The sequence below is a fragment of the Halogranum amylolyticum genome, from assembly GCF_900110465.1.
GTDB classification, from domain to species: Archaea; Halobacteriota; Halobacteria; order Halobacteriales; family Haloferacaceae; genus Halogranum; species Halogranum amylolyticum.
Genome location: NZ_FODV01000006.1, coordinates 148747 through 168042, shown reverse-complemented (window position 1 = coordinate 168042; position 19296 = coordinate 148747). Strand labels below are relative to the sequence as shown.

Annotated in this window: 15 protein-coding genes; 12 read left to right on the top strand and 3 right to left on the bottom strand. The window is 67.4% G+C overall.

Going from position 1 to position 19296, the window contains the following annotated elements:
* Positions 1-65: 65 nt before the first annotated feature.
* The 6 genes from BSG17_RS13745 to queC all read left to right on the top strand — a co-directional run bounded on the left by BSG17_RS13745 (position 66) and on the right by queC (position 4957).
* Complete coding sequence (locus tag BSG17_RS13745) at positions 66-1055, top strand: branched-chain amino acid ABC transporter permease (protein WP_394327970.1); 990 nt, start codon at positions 66-68, stop codon at positions 1053-1055.
* 112 nt (positions 1056-1167) lie between these two features.
* On the top strand, positions 1168-2337 hold the full coding sequence (locus BSG17_RS13740; RefSeq protein ID WP_089825030.1) for a branched-chain amino acid ABC transporter permease: 1170 nt from the start codon (positions 1168-1170) through the stop codon (positions 2335-2337).
* 65 nt (positions 2338-2402) lie between these two features.
* A complete protein-coding gene (locus tag BSG17_RS13735; RefSeq protein ID WP_089825028.1) occupies positions 2403-2807 on the top strand; it encodes an acyl-CoA thioesterase in 405 nt (134 codons plus the stop codon).
* A gap of 138 nt (positions 2808-2945) precedes the next feature.
* Entirely contained in the window at positions 2946-3413 is a 468-nt protein-coding gene (locus BSG17_RS13730; protein ID WP_089825026.1) for a 6-pyruvoyl trahydropterin synthase family protein, read from the top strand.
* Complete coding sequence (locus BSG17_RS13725) at positions 3413-4186, top strand: 7-carboxy-7-deazaguanine synthase QueE (protein ID WP_089825024.1); 774 nt, start codon at positions 3413-3415, stop codon at positions 4184-4186. The genes BSG17_RS13730 and BSG17_RS13725 overlap by 1 nt, the downstream gene beginning before the upstream one ends.
* Before the next feature lie 15 nt (positions 4187-4201).
* The gene (queC, locus tag BSG17_RS13720) at positions 4202-4957 is read left to right on the top strand and encodes a 7-cyano-7-deazaguanine synthase QueC (RefSeq protein WP_089825022.1); all 756 of its coding nucleotides are present in this window, start codon (positions 4202-4204) and stop codon (positions 4955-4957) included.
* Positions 4958-4975: 18 nt separating this feature from the next.
* On the opposite strand, the gene BSG17_RS27065 is transcribed toward queC, so the two are convergent.
* Positions 4976-5113 carry a hypothetical protein gene (locus tag BSG17_RS27065; protein ID WP_170864808.1) on the bottom strand — a complete coding sequence of 46 codons (138 nt, stop codon included), beginning with the start codon at positions 5111-5113 and terminating at the stop codon, positions 4976-4978.
* A 116-nt stretch (positions 5114-5229) separates the two neighbouring features.
* On the opposite strand from BSG17_RS27065, the gene BSG17_RS27505 reads away from it, so the two are divergent.
* The 3 genes from BSG17_RS27505 to BSG17_RS13705 all read left to right on the top strand — a co-directional run bounded on the left by BSG17_RS27505 (position 5230) and on the right by BSG17_RS13705 (position 8954).
* Positions 5230-5397, top strand: a complete 168-nt coding sequence (locus BSG17_RS27505; protein WP_211609137.1) for a hypothetical protein — start codon at positions 5230-5232, stop codon at positions 5395-5397.
* Between the two features lie 168 nt (positions 5398-5565).
* Entirely contained in the window at positions 5566-6501 is a 936-nt protein-coding gene (locus tag BSG17_RS13710; protein ID WP_089825020.1) for a DMT family transporter, read from the top strand.
* 59 nt (positions 6502-6560) lie between these two features.
* Entirely contained in the window at positions 6561-8954 is a 2394-nt protein-coding gene (locus tag BSG17_RS13705; protein WP_089825018.1) for a hybrid sensor histidine kinase/response regulator, read from the top strand.
* A 95-nt stretch (positions 8955-9049) separates the two neighbouring features.
* Here the strand turns inward: BSG17_RS13705 and BSG17_RS13700 are convergent, their stop codons facing one another.
* Positions 9050-9529 (bottom strand): SRPBCC family protein, encoded by a 480-nt coding sequence (locus BSG17_RS13700; RefSeq protein WP_089825016.1) that lies wholly within the window; start codon positions 9527-9529, stop codon positions 9050-9052.
* 105 nt (positions 9530-9634) lie between these two features.
* On the opposite strand from BSG17_RS13700, the gene BSG17_RS13695 reads away from it, so the two are divergent.
* Positions 9635-9895: a hypothetical protein gene (locus tag BSG17_RS13695; protein WP_089825014.1), complete on the top strand. Its 261-nt coding sequence runs from the start codon at positions 9635-9637 to the stop codon at positions 9893-9895.
* A gap of 57 nt (positions 9896-9952) precedes the next feature.
* Here the strand turns inward: BSG17_RS13695 and BSG17_RS13690 are convergent, their stop codons facing one another.
* Positions 9953-14494, bottom strand: coding sequence for a DUF7997 domain-containing protein (locus tag BSG17_RS13690; RefSeq protein ID WP_089825013.1), 4542 nt, complete (start codon positions 14492-14494; stop codon positions 9953-9955).
* Positions 14495-14722: 228 nt separating this feature from the next.
* Here BSG17_RS13690 and malA point away from each other — a divergent pair, with 228 nt between their 5' ends.
* Positions 14723-16684: an alpha-amylase MalA gene (gene malA / locus BSG17_RS13685; protein WP_089825011.1), complete on the top strand. Its 1962-nt coding sequence runs from the start codon at positions 14723-14725 to the stop codon at positions 16682-16684.
* Between the two features lie 68 nt (positions 16685-16752).
* Entirely contained in the window at positions 16753-19161 is a 2409-nt protein-coding gene (gene gghA, locus BSG17_RS13680) for a glucosylglycerol hydrolase (protein ID WP_089825009.1), read from the top strand.
* Positions 19162-19296: the final 135 nt, after the last annotated feature.

Genomic DNA, 19296 nt, shown 5'->3' with positions numbered 1-19296 from the left:
TCGCGGCGGTCGCTCCCACCGACCCGGGGGCCGTCCCCGTCGACCTGACGTCCCTCCCGTTACAGGTGACCGTCGACGCCCTCGTCGACTTCCTCGACCCGAGTACGCTCCTCTCGGTCCTGCTGAACGGGCTGTCGAAGGCGTCGCTCTACATCATGATCGCCAGCGGCCTCACCCTCATCTTCGGGCTGATGGGCGTGCTCAACTTCGCCCACGGGTCGCTGACGATGATCGGTGCCTACCTCGGCGGGTTGGTGCTCGTGCTCCTCGTCTCGCAGGACACCGGGCCGCTGACGCGGGTCGCGTACTTCTTCGTCGGACTGCTCGTCGTCTTCGCCGCGCTGGCGGCGCTCGGCGGGGCGATCGAGGTCGGACTCGTCCGCCGACTGTACGACCGACCGCCGCTGTACCAGATTCTGCTGACGTTCGGGCTGACGCTGATGCTGGACGAACTCGCCCGCATCGTCGTCAGCTTCTACGGCCTCCAACCCATCTCCGACTGGCAGGACGCGCTGGCGACGAAGCCGGCGCTGCTCTCGCAGAACGTCGGTCTCGGTCCCGTCTCGGTGCCGGGACTCCGACTGTTCGAGATCCTCTTCGGCGTCTTGACTGTCGCCGGCATCTGGGCGTTCCTCACGCGAACCCGGTACGGCCTCTACATCCGCGCTGGCAGCGAGGACGCAGAGATGACCGAGGCGCTCGGCGTCGACGTCCGCCGGGTGTTCACCGTCGTCTTCGCGCTCGGTGCGGGGTTGGCAGGGGCGGCGGGCGTGCTGCTCATGTGGGACCCGACGTGGGGGGCGAGCGTCCCGCTGGCCTCCGAGACGTTGCTCCCGGCGTTCGTCGTCGTCATCATCGGTGGCCTCGGAACGTTCCGGGGGACGGTCGTCGCCGGGCTCGTCGTCGGTCTAGCCGACGCGACGACGACCTGGTGGTTCCAGAACGCCGTCGAGTTCACCGGCCTCCCGCAGATGACGATCTTCCTCATCCTCGTGGTGATGCTCGTCGTCCGCCCGCAAGGACTGTTCGGCGTCGAGGAGGTGGGGGGCCATTAGCGTCGAGTTCGGCGCTCGGTTCGACGACGTTGCCGAGACGTGGCCCGTCCAGTACCTCCGGGACCACGTCGTCCACCTCGCCGTCGTCGCCTTCCTCGCGGCCTACCCCGGTATCTACACGCTGCTCGTCAGCTCGCCGCTCTCCGCGGAGATGACGACGCTGCTCCCGCGCGTGGAGACGATGGTCGGTGTGCTCTACTTCGCGCTCTTCGCGATGTCGTTCGACTTCGTCTCCGGCTACACGGGCTATCTCTCGTTCGGCCACGCCGCGTTCTACGGGACCGGCGCGTACCTCGTCGTCCTCGCCGCGAACGGCAAACTTCCTCTCTTGGGCGCGGAGACGCCGTTCGTGCTGCTGCTCGTGCTCGGCGGCCTCCTCGCGCTCCTCTTGGCGCTTCTCATCGGGGCCGTCTCGTTCCGCCTGACGGGCGTCTACTTCGCGATGATCACGCTCGGCTTCTCGCAGGTGCTGTACGTGTTCGTCCGCGACTGGGACTTCGTCGGGTCGAACCCCCGCGACGGCATCGCCGTGACGGGGCGGACCACCGGCTTCGAGATCGGCGTCCCCGGCGTCGACGCGCTGAACCTCGCCATCGGCCAGCTGTCGGGCGACGAGATCGAGGGACTGCTGGGGTTCGTCTCGCTGTCGACGACGGAGGTGTCCTACTACATGGTCGGGCTCGTCGTCCTCGTCTGCTACTTCGCGATGCAGCGCATCATCCACTCGCCGTTCGGGCGGGTGATGGTCGCCATCCGCGAGAACGAGGAACGCGCGGAGGCGGTCGGCTACGACACCTTCCGGTACAAACTCGGTGCGTTCGCCATCAGCGCCTTCTTCGCCGCCGTCGCGGGCGGCCTGTTCGCGGGGTTCCGTCGCTCCGCCACGCCGGAGAACGCCTTCTTCTTCCTCGTCGCCGGCGACGCACTCCTCGCGGCGATCATCGGCGGGTTCGGCACGCTCGCCGGGCCGCTGTACGGACGGCTGTTCGACGAGACGGTCCGCGAGTTCCTCTCGAAGGCCGGCGAGGGCGGCGGGCTCCTCCCGTACCTCCAGTCGCAGCTCGGCGAGGCGACGCTGTCGACGGTCGTCTACGACGGCCTCACCGTCGGCGAGGCGATCGACACCTTCCTGAACGGCCACGCTGCCCTCTACGTCGGGCTGCTGTTCGTGCTGTTCGTGCTCTACGTCCCGAACGGGATGGTCGGGACGGTCCGCGACCGACTCGGCGGTCGCGTCGCCGAGCGGTTGCCGGCGGCGCTCGGTCGTCGGTTCGACCGCTGAGACAGGTGGCGGCAAACCCGTCGCCGACCCTCGCGCTTTCACTCCCGGCCCGTGGCTCTCTCCCTATGAGCGAGTTCCGTCACGAGACGACCCTCTCGGTGCGCTACCGCGACCTCGACCCCTGGGGTCACGTCAACAACGCCGTCTACGTCACCTACCTCGAACACGCCCGCGTCGACTATCTCGACGCCGTCCTCGACGTCGAACTGGCGGACATCGACATGGTCGTCGCCAACCTCGAGATCGACTACGAGCGGTCGGTGACGCTCGGCGACGAGGTGACCGTCGCCGTCCGTGTGCCCGACCTCGGGACGTCCAGTTACCCGATGGAGTACGAGGTGCGCGTCGGCGACGAGGTCGCCGCCACCGCCCGGACGACGCAGGTGATCGTCGACGCCGAGACGGGGAAGCCCACGCCCATCGACGACGAGCGCCGCGAGAAGATCGCGGCGTTCGAAGGGCTGGACTGACACTCGACCGTTCTCTAGTCACCGCCCCCTCTTTCTCACCGCTCTCCAACCCGCTCCCTTGCCCCGGTTTCCCGCTAGCGACGCCCACAGCACGACCGGTAAACGCGGTTTTATACGCCCCGAAGATATTCATCGAATATGACCCAGAGAATACTCGGAGATGCTCCCGAGGCTGGACTCGCCGACGTCGACGCCGGCGCACGCGTTCTCCACATCGGCCGCGACCGACCGATCCGCATCAGTTCGGGCCACCGACTCATGCATCACGACGGCAAGTGTAGCCGTCCGCACGGCCACAACTACGAGATCTCCGTTCGTGTCGTCGGCGACCTCACCGAGGAGGGGTGGGTCGTCGACAAGGGCGAGGTGACGGAGATCGTCGACCGCTGGGACCACCGGTTCCTTCTGGAGGAGGGTGATCCCCTTGTCGAGGCGTTCGAGGCCAGCGGCGACGGCGACGCGGTCGTTCGCTTCGAGTCGCCGCCGACGGCCGAGGTGATGAGCGTCGTCCTCGAACGGCGACTCGCCGAGGAACTCGGCGACAACGTCCGCGACGTCTCGGTACAGGTCTCGGAGACGAGCGAACTCTGCGGCGGGTCGTTCTGATGCCGGTCACGTCCACGGTCGAGCGTCCCGACAGCGCGCCCGAGGGCGACGCCCTCCCCGTCAACGAGGTGTTCGTCTCGCTGCAGGGAGAGGGGACGCTCGCGGGCGTCCCGAGCGTGTTCGTCCGTACCAGCGGCTGTAACCTCCGCTGTTGGTTCTGCGACTCCTACCACACCTCGTGGGAACCGACCCACGCGTGGCTGACGCTGGACGACATCGTCGAGGAAGTCCAGAGCTACGACGCCGACCACGTCGTCCTCACGGGTGGGGAACCGTTCGTCCACGAGTCCTCGCAGGACCTCCTCCGGCGACTCGACGCGCTGGGCTACCACACCACCGTCGAGACGAACGGCACTATCGTCCCCGACGCCGAGACGCCCATCGACCTCGCGAGCGTCAGTCCGAAACTGGCCTCCTCGACGCCGACGGTCGAGAGGGATCCGAAGGGCGAGGGCGAGTGGGCCGAGCGCCACGAGGAGCGCCGCGTCGACGTCGACGCGCTGGCGACGTTCGCCGAACGGTACGACCGCCAGTTCAAGTTCGTCGTCACCGGCCGCGAAGATATGGCCGAGATCGAGTCGCTCGTCGCCGAGATTCGCGCCGCCGCCGACGTCGAGGTTCCGGACACCGACGTCTTGCTGATGCCAGAGGGACAGACTCGCGACCGACTCGCCGAGACACGCACCGTCGTCGCCGACCTCGCCGTCGAGTACGGCTATCGCTACACGCCGCGACTCCACGTCGACCTCTGGAACGACGCCCCCGAAACGTAGCTCTCTCAGCCATCCATGACCGATACTGATTCCGACCCGACCGATCTAACCGACCAGACCGACCAGACCGACCAGTCAGCCAAACGCGCCGTCGTCCTCCTCTCGGGCGGCATGGACAGCGCCACCGCCGCCTACGAGGCCCAGGAGCAGGGGTACGACATCTACGCGCTCCACACCTCCTACGGCCAGAAGACCGAGTCCAAGGAACTCGCCTGCGCGAAGAAACTCGCCGACGACCTTGACGCCGCGGAGTTCCTCCGCATCGAGACCGACCACCTCTCGGCCATCGGCGCGTCGAGTCTCACCGACGACTCGATGGCCGTCGCGGACGCCGACCTGGAGAGCGACGACGTCCCCACGTCGTACGTTCCGTTCCGCAACGCCAACCTGCTCTCGATGGCCGTCTCCTACGCCGAGGCCAACGACTGCGACGCCGTCTTCGTCGGCGCGCACAGCGAGGACTACTCTGGATATCCTGACTGCCGACCGGAGTTCTTCGAGGCGTTCGAGACGATGGTCGACGTCGGGACGAAACCCGGCACGGACATCTCGCTGGAGGTGCCGTTCGTCCACGACTCGAAGACCGAGATAGCGAGACGCGGCGTCGAACTCGGCGTTCCGTTCGAGCACACGTGGTCCTGTTACCGCGCGGAGGCACCCGCCTGCGGCACCTGCGACTCCTGTGCGTTCCGCCTGCAGGCGTTTCGAAACGTCGCTACCCGCGACCCCATCGCCTACGAGGAACGGCCGCAGTTCGTCGACGCGGAGTAAAACTGCGCTCTCCCCTCCTCACACCCCGATCCGCGTCACGCCGAGAACCCCGCCGCAGTCGGGACACTCCCAAACCTTCGCGTCGCTGAACCGGGCGTCCGTCTCACTCTCGACGACTTCTCGAAGTTCCTCGCCGTAGTCGGTGCAGTGACCCATACGGTGTGTCTGTACCCGGACCCGACAAACCCGTTTCGGCCTGCGGAGGAACGTCCTTTCGTCGCAGACTCCCCCACCCGGACACCACTTTTCGCGTCTCCCTGTGAACTCCGACTATGAACGATCAGAAACGCGACACCGCTGCGAGTTTCGGGGCGGCCGCCGAGGACGACGTCGAGAGCGCTGTCCACCGCGGCAGCGACGACCTCGAGTTCGACGCGTGGATCGAACAGACGGGGGGTGTCCGACGCGGACCGCGCGGAACTCCAGCGGCGGTTCCGTGAGGCACCCGCCGGCGCGCACGAGCGGTTCGCAGTCGAGTTCGCCGACGACGGCGCAGTCGACTCTTTTGCGAACCCGAAGGCGCTGGTTCGTGCTCGAAAACGGTAGGTTCTCTGGGGGACGTGACACCGAGTCGCAACCGGTAAACACCAGAGCCACGAGATGCATCTGTGTCGCGACTCGACCGTCACGTCCCGCCGCTGGCCGGGTTGGCCGTCGCCGTCCTCGCGGTCAGCACCAGCGCCATCCTCGTCACGTGGAGCGAGGCGCCGAGTCTCGTGAAGGCGCTCTACCGGGTACTGTTCACGACGCTCCTGCTCGCGCCCGTCGCCGTCGCTCGCCACGCCGACGACTTCCGGAAGCTTCGACTCCGCGACGTCGCCGTCGCCGTCGCCTCGGGCGTCGCGCTCGCGATCCACTTCGCCTCGTGGTTCGAGAGTCTAGAGTGGACCACCGTCGCCGCGAGCGTGACGCTCGTACAGGCCCAACCGCTGTTCGTCGCCGTCGGTGCCTGGGCGCTGCTCGACGAGCGCGTGACCCGTCGGACGGTCGTCGGCATCCTCGTCGCCGTCGTCGGCATGATCGTGATGTCGGTCGGCGACTTGCTCTCCGGCGTCGCCGTCGCCGCCCCACGACCGCTGTACGGGAACGCGCTGGCCGTCGTCGGCGCGGTCGCCGCCGCCAGCTACTTCCTCGCCGGCCGGTCGCTCCGCCAGCGGATCGCGCTTCTTCCCTACGTCATCGTCGTCTACACCGTCTGTACGACCGTGTTGTTCGGACTCACCGTCGCGGAGGGTCACGCGCTCGTCGGCTACCCACCCCGCGAGTGGCTCCTGTTTCTCGGGATGGCGGTCGGACCGGGGCTGCTCGGCCACACGCTCATCAACTGGGCGCTCGCGCATCTCGAGTCGAGCGTCGTCAGCGTCTCGCTGCTCGGCGAACCGGTCGGGAGCACGCTGCTGGCGCTCGTCCTCCTCGGACAGGTGCCGACGGCGGCGACGCTCGTCGGCGGGGCGGTCGTCCTCGGCGGCATCTACGTCACCGCCGGGAGCGATGGGTCGGCCGACGACGCCGCCGACCGTACCGAGCGGTCGACGACTGAGTGAGTCTCAGACGTGATAACCCATCCACAAGAGTCAATACCGATAATTGTCTCCCAATCGACATGGTTCGCCCCGACGCACCGATTCGCGTCCTCCACGTCGACGACCAGCCCGCGCTCGGTGAGTTGGTGAAGACCCATCTCGAACGCTACGAAGGCGGCGGTGACGTCGACGTGGAGGTGATCTCGGTGACGACCGCATGCGAGGCGCGGGACCGACTCGACGGCTCTCGTATCGACTGTGTCGTCAGCGACTACGAGATGCCCGAGACGGACGGATTGAAACTCCTCGAAGCGGTCCGCTGCCAGTACCCCGACCTCCCTTTCATCCTCTTCACCGGCAAGGGGAGCGAGGAGGTCGCTCGCGACGCCTTCCGGGTCGGCGCGACCGACTATATGCAGAAGGAGACCGGCACCGACCAGTACGCCGTCCTCGCGAATCGAGTCCACAACGCCGTCGCCCAGTACCGCGCGGAGACCGCCTCAGAGCGGTACGGCGCGGCCATCGAGGCGCTGGAGAACGCGGTGTACGTTCTCGACGGTGAGCGACGGTTCACCTCCGTCGACGAACTGTTCGTCGAGACGACGGGGTACGACCGCGAGACGATACTCGGCACCCACGTCGGGGAGATCGACGCCGACGGGACGATGGTCGACCATCTCGAGTTGCTGACCGACTCCGCGGAGTCGGACACCGTCCAGTTCGACGCCGAGATTCGCGACGGCGACGGCGAGCGTCGCCACTACTGCTATCATCTCACCACCCACCAGTTCGCTGGCGAGTCGCCCCGAAGCGTCGTCGGGACGCTCTCCGACCGCACCGACCACGACGGTCGCCGGGCCGACCGCCGGTACTACGACGGGCTGACCGACCTCGTCATCGACACGTCGACGACGTTGATGGGCGCCGAGACCGACGAGGTCGACACGAAACTCCGGTGGACGCTCCAGAGCGTCGCCGAGTACGTGGGTGCGGGGCGCGCGACCATCTACAGCACCGAGAGCGCCCCCGCCCTCGGCGGCGACGGCGGCGACGACGCCTCGGTCACGCTGGCGGACGTCGAGAAGAGCCACGAGTGGCGTCGGTCCGGGGTTGCTCCCGGCGACGAGACGGCTGCCGACTGTCCGGGGGCGGAGTGGTGGCTCGACCAGTTCCGCCGGTTCGAGAACGTCCGCATCGAGCGGCTCTCGGCGATGCCGCCGGCGGCCGACTCGCTACGCGAGCGGTACGAACGACAGGGCGTCTCCTCGGTCGTCGCCGTCCCACTCGTCGGCGATTGGTCGCTCCGCGGCGTGCTGGAGTTCGCTAGCCACGACACCGAACGGAGCTGGTCGGACCGCGAGGTCCGTCTCCTGCGGACGCTCGGCGACCTCGTCGGCCACACGCTCGAACGTCGTCGTCGCGACCGGGAGATGGCGCGCTACGAGACCCTCGTCGAGACCGTCCCCGACGGGGTGTTCCTCCTCGACGAGGCGGGGCGGATGACGCAGGTCAACGAGGCGTTCGCCGCCAGCCTCGGCGCGGAGGTCGACGACGTGCTCGGCGACCCGTTTCTCGACCTCGTCGACGAGGGGCTCGTCGCGTCCGGCATCGCCGAGGAGTACGTCGAGGGCGTCGACGCGATGCTCTCGGGCGACCGAGAGAAGAACGTCTTCGAGGTCGAGATCGACGCACCGGACACCGACGGCCGCCGGACGTACGAAGCGCACACCCGGTTACTGCCGCACGACGACTCGTTTCGGGGCATCGCCGGCATCGCCCGCGACGTCACCGACGAACTCGACCAGCGCGCTCGGCTACGGCGACAGAACGAACGCCTCGACGAGTTCGCGAGCGTCGTCTCACACGACCTCCGGAACCCGTTGAACGTCGCACAGGGGTTCCTCGAGATGGCGCGTGAGACGGGCGACGACAGCTATCTCTCCCGGGTCGAGGAGGCGCTCGGCCGTATCGACCATCTGGCGGACGACGTGCTCTCGCTGGCACGACGAGGGCAGACCATCGGTGAGACGTCGCAGATCGACCTCGGACGGTCGGTCACGCGAGCATGGGAGACCGTCGAGTCCCACGACGCGACGGTCGAGGTGGCCGACGGCCTCGAGACCGTCGTCGCCGACGGGACGCGCTTCTCGGAGGCGCTCCAGAACCTCTTTCGCAACGCGGTCGAACACGGCGGCCACGACGTCGCTGTCACCGTCGGACCGCTCGCCGCGGATCGGGGGTTCTACGTCGCCGACGACGGTCCCGGCATCCCGCCGGACCGGCGGACCACCGTCTTCGACCACGGACACACGACCTCGAACGCTGGAACCGGGTTCGGGCTCGCCATCGTCCGCGACATCGTCGAGGCCCACGGCTGGGAGATCACCGTCGTCGCGAGCGAGACGGGCGGCGCTCGTTTCGAGATCCGGTTCGGACGCTCGGACGCGGACCGACAGACGGCCGAACTGGAGTGAGAGAAAGAGCGACCGACTCCCGCGCGACTCCGACCTCTCGGCGACGTCGTACTCGCCGAGTAGGCTGGACCCCCTCGATCACTCCGAGTCGCCGACTACTCCAGTAGCTCTCTGGTCTTCCGGTGACGATACCGGAACATCGGCTCGAACCCGACGACGGCGAAGGGAGCGACCGCCGTCCCCAGGCCGTCGAGCGGGAGTTCGTACTCGACGTTGTCGTGGACGATGGTGCCGCCGTCGTCGGCGACGAAGCGGTGGGTGTGGACCCACTTCTTGAACGGCCCGTCCTGCATGTCGTCGCGGAAGATGGCGCTCTCGTCGTCGCGGTCGCGGTAGACGATGCGCGAGACCCACTGTTGGCGCGGGCCGACGTCGAACGGCCGCATCGACATCCGGACCTGCGCGCCCTGCTCGAGCAGTTCGGGGTCCGCTTCCCCGTTCGGCCCGCGGGCAGCCTCGACTCTGAGATTCATCCAGCCGGGCGTCAGTGCCTCCAACCCCAAGATGCGCGAGTGGAAGTCCCACACCGTCTCCAGCGGTGCGTCGACCCGAACCTGTCGGTGGTACGTGGGCATGTCAAGAGAGTAGAACGCCGCGAGGGAAAAGCGCACTCGCCGCGGCGGTCCGTGCCTGTTCGGCGGCGGCACAAAGAATTTGTCACCCCGATAGAGAGTGAACGTATGATCCCCCTGTTCGGTCCTCTCCCCGGCGGTCCGGAGCTGCTCGTCATCTTTCTGCTCTTCCTGCTCGTACCCGTGTTCGGACTCGGTCTCGGGTTCTGGGTCTACCGCGACGCGAAGCGCCGCGCCGTGCCGTACGCGCCGGCGTGGGCGCTCGGCATCGTCGCGCTGTTCTTCGCCGGCTTCGTCCCCGGTCTGCTCGCGCTGGCGGTGTACTTCTACATGCGCGAGCAACTGAGCGGACAGGCGCAGACGATCTGAGACACTCGAAGGCGCACGCGACGCGAACGAGTCGCTCCCGGAGGGGGCGTCGTCGATCTACAGCGTGAACCGGCGGACCGTCGTCCCCGCCACGGTGAGGTCCTCGTCGGTCGCGGCGGCGACTGTCACCTGGTTCTCGCCGTACTCGATGCTGACCGTCGCTTCGAACTCGCCGTCCTCGGGTTCGACGAGCACCGTCTCGGTCGGCGTGCGGACGGCGACGACGGCGCCGTCGGTCTCGCCCATCACCTCGAGGTGGTCGCCGCTGAAGCGCGTGTCGACGCGGAGCGTCGGCCCTTCGGGACGGTCGGTCTCGAGGTAGCGTTCGCGGACGAACGCCGGCATCTCGACGGGTTCGCCCGCGTCGATGCCGTGGGCGAGACGGACGTACTGCGCCATACTCCAGGCCAGCGGCGTCGCAGCGCCCGTCCCCTCGCCGAACGCCCAGTTGTAGGCCGTGGTGTGTTCGCGGTCCCAGACCTGCTCGGAGAGCATCCGACCGGAGTTGGCGAACCCCTGCATCGTCTTGAGCAGGCGGTTCGGCTCAAGCGGCCCCTTCTCAGTCCCCTTTAGCAGTTCGTACTCGCCGCGTTCACCGGTGAAGATGGGCCACAGTCGGCCCTTCCCCTTCGTCTCGATAGTCCACGGCGCGCCCTCGGCGTCGGCACCCTGCTCGCCGTAGCCGTCGCCGTTGTAACGGTACCACGCCGGACCGTGCGGCGTGTCCACGCGGATGGTGTCGTCGGCCTCTTTGACAGTGTTTCGGATCACCTTGTCGTCCCACGGCTTGATCCCCAACCGCGTGAATTCGAGGAAGCCGCCGTCGATGATCTCGCGTTCGTCGAGCGTCGGCCCGTCGTTGGCGAGCGTCCGGAGGTGGCCCGCTTCGGGGTCGCCGTCGCGGGTGACCCGAACGTAGTACGGCGTGTTCGTGTGGAGGTCCGTCCCCGTCTCCGTGGCGGTCCACTCCTCGACGCGGTCGGTCCACTCGTCGGCCAGCGCCAGCCAGATCAGCGAGTCGGCCTCTTCGCCTTCGTCGAGGCCGATGGCCGCCGCACACGCGAGTCCAGCGATCTCGGCGGCGATGGAAGAGGGCGAGTAGCCGGCCTCCTCCTCCCAGCGCTCCTGTGCCGTCTCGGGACCGTTGCGAGCGACGTAGTCCGCAGAGCGTCTGACGTTCTGGAAGTCGAACTCCGTCTCCTCGAAGTCGACGCCCGACTCCCAGAGCATGTACGCCATCACCTGCGGGAAGGAGATATTGTCGATCTGTTCGCCGCCCCAGCGGGTCTTCCCGTTGAGATAGGTGTTCTGCGGGATGAACCCCTCGTCGTCCTGCTGATAGTTGTAGATGTACTCGAGGGCGTCCGTCGCCGTCTTCAGGTCGCCGACGGCCCAGAACACCGTGAACACCTGATAGAGGTCGCGCGACCAGACGAAGTTGTAGCCGTACCCCTTCGACTCCTCGGCGGCGACGGCCTCACCCCACGGCACCGACGGCGAGGCGATACCCGCGCCGAGGAACGTCTTGTCCTCGACCGCGCGCAGCCCCATCAGCGAGGCCTTGTACTGGTTGGCGAGAGGGGGTTCGTCCGCGACGGACGAGGGCAGCGGCTTGTCCGCGAGGAACGTCTCCCAGGAGTCCATGTACGCCGATCGAACCGTCTCGTAGCCGCGCGTGAGCGCCCCGACGGCCTCGCCGAGCGCGGCGGCGGTGTCGGCGTTCTCGGCGAAGCCGAGTGCGAGCGTCTGCTCGACGCTCGTGCCGCCGCCGATCCGTCCGACGAGGACGACGTTCTCGTCGTCGAGTCGTTCCTGCGAGTCGGGGAGTTCGCCCCGACCGAACAGTTGGCCGAGGTAGTCCGACCCGGCGACGCCGACCGTCGCCCAGTCGAACCGCTCCTCGGCCGTCACCGCGACGGCGATACTGTATCTGTTGCCGTCCTCGTCGATGAGAAGCGGGTCGTCCTCGTGACCCTTGTCGTAGGCGCTGGCGTCGCGCGCGACGAGGTGGTAGCGGCCGGGTTGGCCGAGACGCAGACCGCGGTCCATGTTGCCCGTGTTCGTCAGCGCCGTGTCGGCGATGACGTAGACCTCGTACTCGTTGTCGTCGTCGGCCTCGAACTGCATCTCCGTCAACAGCGCGTCGTGTTCGGGGTCGGTGGCGTACTCGACGGTGAGCGTCCACTCGTGACCCCGCCCGTCGCCCTGTTCGGCGACGATCTGTCGGAAGACGAGCGAGTCGTCTTCGACCATCTCCGCGCGGCGCTCGACAGTGTCGGCGGCGTCGTCGCGGCGGGTCTCGTTGTGCGTCCGCGCGGTGTACTCGGACTTGGGGTTCGTGTCGACGACGAGGAAGTCCAGCGTCCGGAGGTTCATCAGGTCGACCCGCGGGAAGCGCACCTCCGTCAGCGCGCCCTCGGTGAGCGTGAACCACACGCGCGAGGGGTCGGTCTCCACGTGGTCGGCGACCGTTCCGACGCCGTACTTCTCGCCGGTCGTCCACCGCGGCCGTCCCTCCGGTCCGGACGGCGACTTCTTCGCCGACGGGAGCGCGTCGTACTCGCGGAGGAGTGCGGTCGTGTGGAGTCGGAGGGCGTGTGACCAGCCGAGCGGGGCGGCGCTGTCGGGCGTGCCGTCGTCGAACACCTGTTCTGTGAGGTAGCCCGCCTCAGTACACAGCGGTCCGTCACCCTCGATGAGTTCGTAGAGGTCGCCCGCTCGGTCGAAGAAGTCGTCGGCGTCGCGCTCGCGACCGAACGAGTCGAGCAGCGTCGCGAGTTGGGCGGCGACGTTCGCCCCCCACGCGGTCGACACCGACCACACCTTCTCGTAGTCCTGGTCCCACGTCCGCCAGAAGTCCTCCTCGAACCGGATGAGGCCGGCAACCGGACTCCCCGGCGGGTCTCGGTAGAGACCGTCGAGCGTCTCCTCGACGTGCGTGGTGAGTCGGTCGAGATCCTCCGCCGTGAGCCCTTCCAGCGAGTCGTACTCGTCGAGGGCGTCGACGAGCGCGAACGTCGCCGAGTCGTAGCGCGCGTCGATGTCGCCGTTCTCGATACGGAGTGCGTACACCTCGCGGTCCTCGTCCCAGAGGTCGTCGAGCGCCTCGTAGATCGCCGTCGCCTGCTCGGCCGCGTGTCGTCGCAGACTGTCCTCGACCGGCGCGCGAGCGACGGTGCTGTACGCCTTCAGGAAGGTTGCAGCGGTGTGGGTGAACCGGCCGCTCATGTTCTCCCAGAGGTTCTGACAGCGCTCGGGGAGACCGTCGTCGGCCAGCGTGTCGTCGAGTCCGTCGACGCCCGCGCGGATCGTCTTGCGGACGTCGCTCGCGAGGGCGTGTGGCAGTCCGTTGCCGCGGTGACGCAGCAGCGTCGCGAGGTAGGCGACGACGCTCGCCGTCTGGTCGGCCTGATACTCGGGTTGGTCGGAGCCCTCCACGCGAGCGTGAGCCCACCCGGGGGCGAGCGACCCGTCGACGGCCCAGACGCGGTGCGGCCACGTCCCGTCGTCCTGCTGGGTGTCGCAGTAGAACTGGGCGCTCGTCTGCAGTTGGTCGTCGACCTCGAGATCGAATATACGGTCGACGTCCAGGAGGTAGGAGGCGACCTCGGCGTCGTCGCGGAACCAGGTGTAGCCGTAGCCGCCCGAGTGCGCGTAGAACGGGTCGAACTCGGGGCCGGCGATGTGTGACCCGGTCGGCGCCGTCAACAGCGAGAGTACTCGCAGGTCCGCACGCACCAGATTCGAACGCGGCGCGTTCTCGGGGACGGTCACCTCCGCGTGCGCACGCCCGGCCTCGCGAAGCGAGTCCGCGTCGGCGTGGTGGGTGGCGCAGTGTCTGAGGTCCGCCAGCGCCTCCTCGCGGCTGACCTCGTCGTGATCCGAGAGCTGCGTGACGAGCGTCGTCTGGGCGGCTCGACCGGTGCGTTCCAGCGGGGCGCTCACGACGACGTCGCCGCTGAGGTGGGTGTCCTCGTACCGGTTGAGGACGGCCTCGCGCGGGAAGTCGAAGTAGTCCTCCGAGAGGATCTCTTCGAACCGCTCGGGGATCTGTCCACGTACGTCGTCGAGCCCCGTCGAGGCGGTGACGTAGTCGTGCTCATTGCGGTGGAACACCTCGACGGCCTTCGTCCCGTTCGGGCCGCCGTTCTCGTGGATGAGCCGTCCGACCTGCGTCTCGCGCCCCTCGGGAGCGAGCGTCAGGAAGGCAGTGAGGTGAGCGTCCGCGGGGATGGCACCGCGCAGTTCGACGTGTGTCACGTGCGCACGACCGAGCGTGAGGTCGTACTGGTGGACGGTGAACGCGCCGGCGTCGTACTCCGTCTCGACGAGGTTCGTCTCGCGGTAGTAGTGCTGCCGTACCGAGTCCAACTCGTCGAACCAGTGAGTCCCCTCGTCGGTCTCGATACCGAAGCGCGAACGGTCGATCCCGTACAGCCCCGACAACGCTGAGGAGTAATCCCGAATGAAACCGCCGGGGTCGACGTAGACCAGTCGGTCCCCGTGTCCCGAGAAGGCGCCCGCCGCCGTCGGACACTCCTCCGGGAAACGCCCACCCCGGTTGCGTTTGTAATCGTTCAGCGCGGTTCGCAGTCGCATAGAGTGACAGGCGGGTCCCACTATATAAATATTGGCGGAATCCGCAAGGTGGGGGGCTCAGACCCGGTGAAACCAGTGGCTCGCCGACCCGCGCTCTCCCGACTTCGACGGACGTTGTGCGACGTTCCGAGAGTAGGTATATAAACCTTGACTATACTTTTACTACGGGTGTACACAATACTCGTTCAAGGAGAAAAACCAAAGTACCGTTGATGGCTGGAGTCTACCATGCATCATCCTGGGCCACCCCGATTCGCGGCGGTGGGCGACACGCTCGAACTCGCCCCTCGCGACCCGGACCCTGCTGCGACGTACAGCTGGCACGTCAAGAGCGCACCCGTCTCCAGCCAGGTGACGGTCGGCACCGACGACGTCGAGGAGTTCGTCCCCGACGCGCCCGGCCGATACACCGTCGAACTCGACGCGCCGGACGGCACCCACGAACTCACGATCCGGGCGTTCCCCGGATCGCTCCGTCCCGTCGGCGGCACCGGTCTCGGTGCCTCCGGCATGAGCGGTATGAGCGGCTGGAGCGGCGTCTCGGGCATCTCCGGCGTCTCCGGGGTCTCCGGTGTCTCCGGCGTCAGCGGCTCCGGGAGCGGCGCGCTCGGTGCGGAGAAGGAGGGCGAGGGTGGCGGTCGACCGCGCGTCCAACTGCGCGGGCGGGTCGAGGGCGACACCGTCGTCGTTGAGGCCCACCCGCAGCCGAACCCCAAGAGCAGTCGGTCGGCCGAGGAGCTCGACGTCGAGTTCCTGCTCGACGACCGCGACGACGTCTCCCGCGGCGACGTCACCGTCGACGACCGCGAGGTTCGCATCCCCGTCGACGCCTTCGACGAGCGCGTCCGCGTCCACGGCGTCGCCATCGGCGAGTCCTACTCCGTCCCGGACTCGGTCTCCGTCGAGAAGGCCGGCGAGTCGGTCTCGGTCGTCCGTCTCAACGACCCGCCGGAGTGGTCGAAAGACGTCACGCTCTACGAGATCTACGTCCGCGGCTTCGCCTCCGACGACGAGGAGTCGGACAACACGTTCGAGGCGCTGACGAAGCGTCTCGACTACCTCGAAGAGCTCGGCGTCGACTGTCTCTGGCTGACGCCCGTGCTCCAGAACGACCACGCGCCGCACGGCTACAACATCGTCGACTTCTTCGACGTCGCGGAGGACCTCGGGACGCGCGAGGACTACGAGGCGTTCGTCGACGCCGCCCACGACCACGGGATGAAGGTGCTGTTCGACCTCGTGATGAACCACTCGGCGCGCCAGCATCCGTACTTCCAGGACGCGTACAAGAACCCCGACTCGGAGTACTACGACTGGTACGAGTGGCAGGACAGCGGCGAACCGGGCACCTACTTCGACTGGGAGTACATCGCCAACTGGAACTTCGAGAACACGAAGGTCCGGCGGTATCTGCTCGACGCCGTCGACCAGTGGATGCGCGTCGCCGACGGCTTCCGCTGTGACATGGCGTGGGCCGTCCCCAACGCCTTCTGGCAGGAACTGCGCGACCGCGTGAAGTCCTACGACCGCGAGTTCCTCCTCCTGGACGAGACCATCCCGTACATCGCTGACTTCCACAACGGGATGTTCGACATGCACTTCGACACGACGCTGTACTTCACGATGCGGCAGGTCGGCAACGGCCACCAGTCGGCCGACGCCATCCTCGACGCCATCGACCAGCGCACCGAAGTCGGTTTCCCCGACCACGCGTCGTTCATGCTCTATCAGGAGAACCACGACGAGACGCGCTACGTCGTCGAGTGCGGCGAACCGGCGGCGCTGGCCTCCGCGGGCGCGCTGTTCACGCTCCCGGGCGTCCCGATGCTCTACGGCGGACAGGAGCTCGGCCAACTCGGCCGACGCGACGCGCTCGCGTGGGAGGAGGCCAACGAGGAGCTCCGCGACCACTACGAGACGCTCATCGACACGCGAAAGGAGATCCCGGCGCTCCAGTTCGAAGGCGGGTTCCGGCGCGTCGACTACGAGGCCGACTCGGACCGCGTCACGTCGTTCGTCCGTCAAGATGGCGGCGAGGGGTACGTCGTCGCGCTCAACTTCGGCGGTGGACGCGCGTCGTTCTCGGTCGCCGAGTCCGTCGAGACGCGCGACGTCGTCTCCGGCGAGGACGTCCTCGTCGACGGCGAGTTGACCGTCGACGACGTCGTCGTCCTCCCGATTCAGGACTGAGGACAGCCTCACCCCGTTCTTCCGTTGCACCGCCGACAGACCACATTCAGCGACACAGACACCACCACATGAGCCACACCTACGGAGAGTGCAGCCTACTCGAAGACCGAACCGCCGACCTCGTCGACTGGCACGACGACGTCCTCGCCAGCCACGACCGAGAGTTCGAGGCGATGAAGGAGATCGTCACCCGCCTCGGCGCACACTACACCGACGGCCACGCCGAGGTCGGCTTCTGGACGCCCGAACTGCTCGACGAGGGCGTCTCCGAAGGCGACGTCTACCTCGAAGTTCTCACGCCGACCGACGGGGTCGAGCCGTACGGCCACGACAGTCTCACGTTCCACCGCGAGCGCGTCCCGCTGCGTCGCAACGGCGAGTTCCACTGGGGCGTCGTCTCCGGGATGCGTCCCGGCACCCGCGAGCAGCTCGGGTCGCTCTACCGACTCACCTACCAGCACGACGGCGAGTGGCAGACGATCCCCGACCCACTCGCTTACTCCGTCCCGTTCGGGGCGTTCGCGCCCGCAGAGCTGTACGACATGGAGCGACTGGACGAGGAGCGCGCCGACAGCGAGTACTTCCAGGCCTTCGGTACGGACGCGGAGCGCATCCCGACGTCCGAGGACGACGGCGTTCCGCGCGTCGACCCGGCGACGAGTATGCTGGAGATCCACCCCGGGACCGCCACGGAGGCCGGGTCGCTCGGCGGTCTCGCCCGGCAGTACGAGACGATCGGCGAGAAACGCCGCGCGGGCGACGATCTGACGCCCGCCGAGCGCAACTTCGTCGGCTACGACGCCATCCAGGTGATGCCGGTCGAACCGATCACCGAGAACGAGGAGCTCCACGAGTTCTGGTCCGTCGAGACCGACGACCCCGAGGCCAGCGAAGTCGAGGTCGCCGTCGACCGCCCGGAGATGATCAACTGGGGGTACGACATCGTCATCTCGGCGTTCTCGGCGACCAACCCCGCTATCCTCGAGACCGGTCGCCCCGACGAACTGGTCGACTTCATCGCCACCTGCCACAACCTCCCCGACCCCATCCGCATCGTCTTCGACGTCGCACTCGGCCACTCCGACAACGGCGGGCTGAAACTGCTCAACGACTACTACTTCGAGGGACCGGGGATGTACGGCCAGGAACTGGAGTACCCCCACCCAGTCGTCCGCGCGGTCCTCCTGGAGATGCAGCGCCGGAAGATGGACTTCGGTGCGGACGGCATCCGTGTCGACGGCGCACAGGACTTCACCAACTGGGACGAAGAGTTAGAAGAGAGCGTCCACGACGACGACTATCTGGCCGAGATGGACGAGATCGTCCAGGAGGTCGCGGGTCAGAAGTACCGTCCGTGGATGATCTACGAGGACGGCCGGCCGTGGCCGCGCGAGGACTGGGAACTCGCTTCCTCTTACCGCGCGCTCATCGAACAGCACCCCCACTCGTTCCAGTGGTCGCCCATCACGTTCGCGCACAACACCCCCGCCCTGCTGACGTTCTGGGCGACGAAGTGGTGGCGCGTCCGAGAGGTGGCGGACTTCGGCGGTAACTGGCTGACCGGCGTCGCCAACCACGACACCGTCCGCCGCGGGACGCAGATCGACCCGACGGTGGAGTTCAACCAGTCGCCGGTGAACCCCTACCTCGGCGAAACGTTACCAGAAACGCTCGACGAGGCCTACGACAACCCGGCGTCGTCGATGCTGTTTCACTGCATGCTCCCGGGCGTCCCGATGGACTTCGTCCACGCCAACATGCGTGCGCCGTGGGGGTTCATGCGCGACACCGACTCCGTCTGGAACGTGAAGGTCGTCGCCGACGAGTCGAAGTTCCTCTACTGGCAGGTGCGCCCGCAGGACTTCCAGAACCCGACGCACTTCCAGCGGATCAAAGAGCTCGGCTTCGAGAGCCGCGACGAACTGCGGACGTTCATGAACGCGCTCTCGGCGGCCGTCGACGCGACGAACTACGACCTCGACGTGATGGCCGCGATGCTGTCGGCGATCGACCAGCCGTTCGGCGACGACCTCTCGCCGGCGGACCTCGAAGCCTACGCCTACGCGTGGATGCGGGACGTCCACGACTTCGCGAATCTGGCGCACTGGCACGACTCGCAGGACGACGACCGCACCGCCTTCGACCTCTCTGTCCGCGAGTTCCGCCACGAGCGCGAGTGGTTGCTGGCGGATCTCGACTACGACCGCGAGGACTTCGGCTACGTCCACCCGACGGAGGGGACCGTCCTCTACTACGGGCTACGCGAGTCGCCCGACGGCGACGAACAGGTGCTGTTCGCCGCCAACATGGAGGGCGTTCCAGTGACGGTGTCACCCGCATCGCTGCGCGAGCAGATCGCGGTCCCCGTCGCGACCGAGGGGTGGGACGTCGAACTGGCCGCGCCGGGCGTCGACGAGGATGCGGACGAGTTCGAACTGTCGAACAGTCAGGCCGTCGTCTGGACGCGCGAGTTGTAGCGTTCGCTCCCCTCTCCGTCGTATTATGTAGGGGGTGTAGGGGAGATTCGTAGTTTCTCACTCTCTTGCTATCGAGCGGTTGTGTCTCTCGAAAGGGGGACGCGCTGTCGACTCGCGCGCCTCAAAAGCGGCCCC

Excerpts from the sequence above, each read along its gene's own strand:
- BSG17_RS13735 (WP_089825028.1), top strand. The coding sequence starts at position 2,403 with ATGAGCGAGTTCCGTCACGAGACGACCCTCTCGGTGCGCTACCGCGAC.
- BSG17_RS13730 (WP_089825026.1), top strand. The coding sequence starts at position 2,946 with ATGACCCAGAGAATACTCGGAGATGCTCCCGAGGCTGGACTCGCCGAC.
- BSG17_RS13725 (WP_089825024.1), top strand. The coding sequence starts at position 3,413 with ATGCCGGTCACGTCCACGGTCGAGCGTCCCGACAGCGCGCCCGAGGGC.
- queC (WP_089825022.1), top strand. The coding sequence starts at position 4,202 with ATGACCGATACTGATTCCGACCCGACCGATCTAACCGACCAGACCGAC.
- BSG17_RS27065 (WP_170864808.1), bottom strand. The coding sequence starts at position 5,113 with ATGGGTCACTGCACCGACTACGGCGAGGAACTTCGAGAAGTCGTCGAG.
- BSG17_RS27505 (WP_211609137.1), top strand. The coding sequence starts at position 5,230 with ATGAACGATCAGAAACGCGACACCGCTGCGAGTTTCGGGGCGGCCGCC.
- BSG17_RS13705 (WP_089825018.1), top strand. The coding sequence starts at position 6,561 with ATGGTTCGCCCCGACGCACCGATTCGCGTCCTCCACGTCGACGACCAG.
- BSG17_RS13700 (WP_089825016.1), bottom strand. The coding sequence starts at position 9,529 with ATGCCCACGTACCACCGACAGGTTCGGGTCGACGCACCGCTGGAGACG.
- BSG17_RS13695 (WP_089825014.1), top strand. The coding sequence starts at position 9,635 with ATGATCCCCCTGTTCGGTCCTCTCCCCGGCGGTCCGGAGCTGCTCGTC.
- BSG17_RS13690 (WP_089825013.1), bottom strand. The coding sequence starts at position 14,494 with ATGCGACTGCGAACCGCGCTGAACGATTACAAACGCAACCGGGGTGGG.
- malA (WP_089825011.1), top strand. The coding sequence starts at position 14,723 with ATGCATCATCCTGGGCCACCCCGATTCGCGGCGGTGGGCGACACGCTC.
- gghA (WP_089825009.1), top strand. The coding sequence starts at position 16,753 with ATGAGCCACACCTACGGAGAGTGCAGCCTACTCGAAGACCGAACCGCC.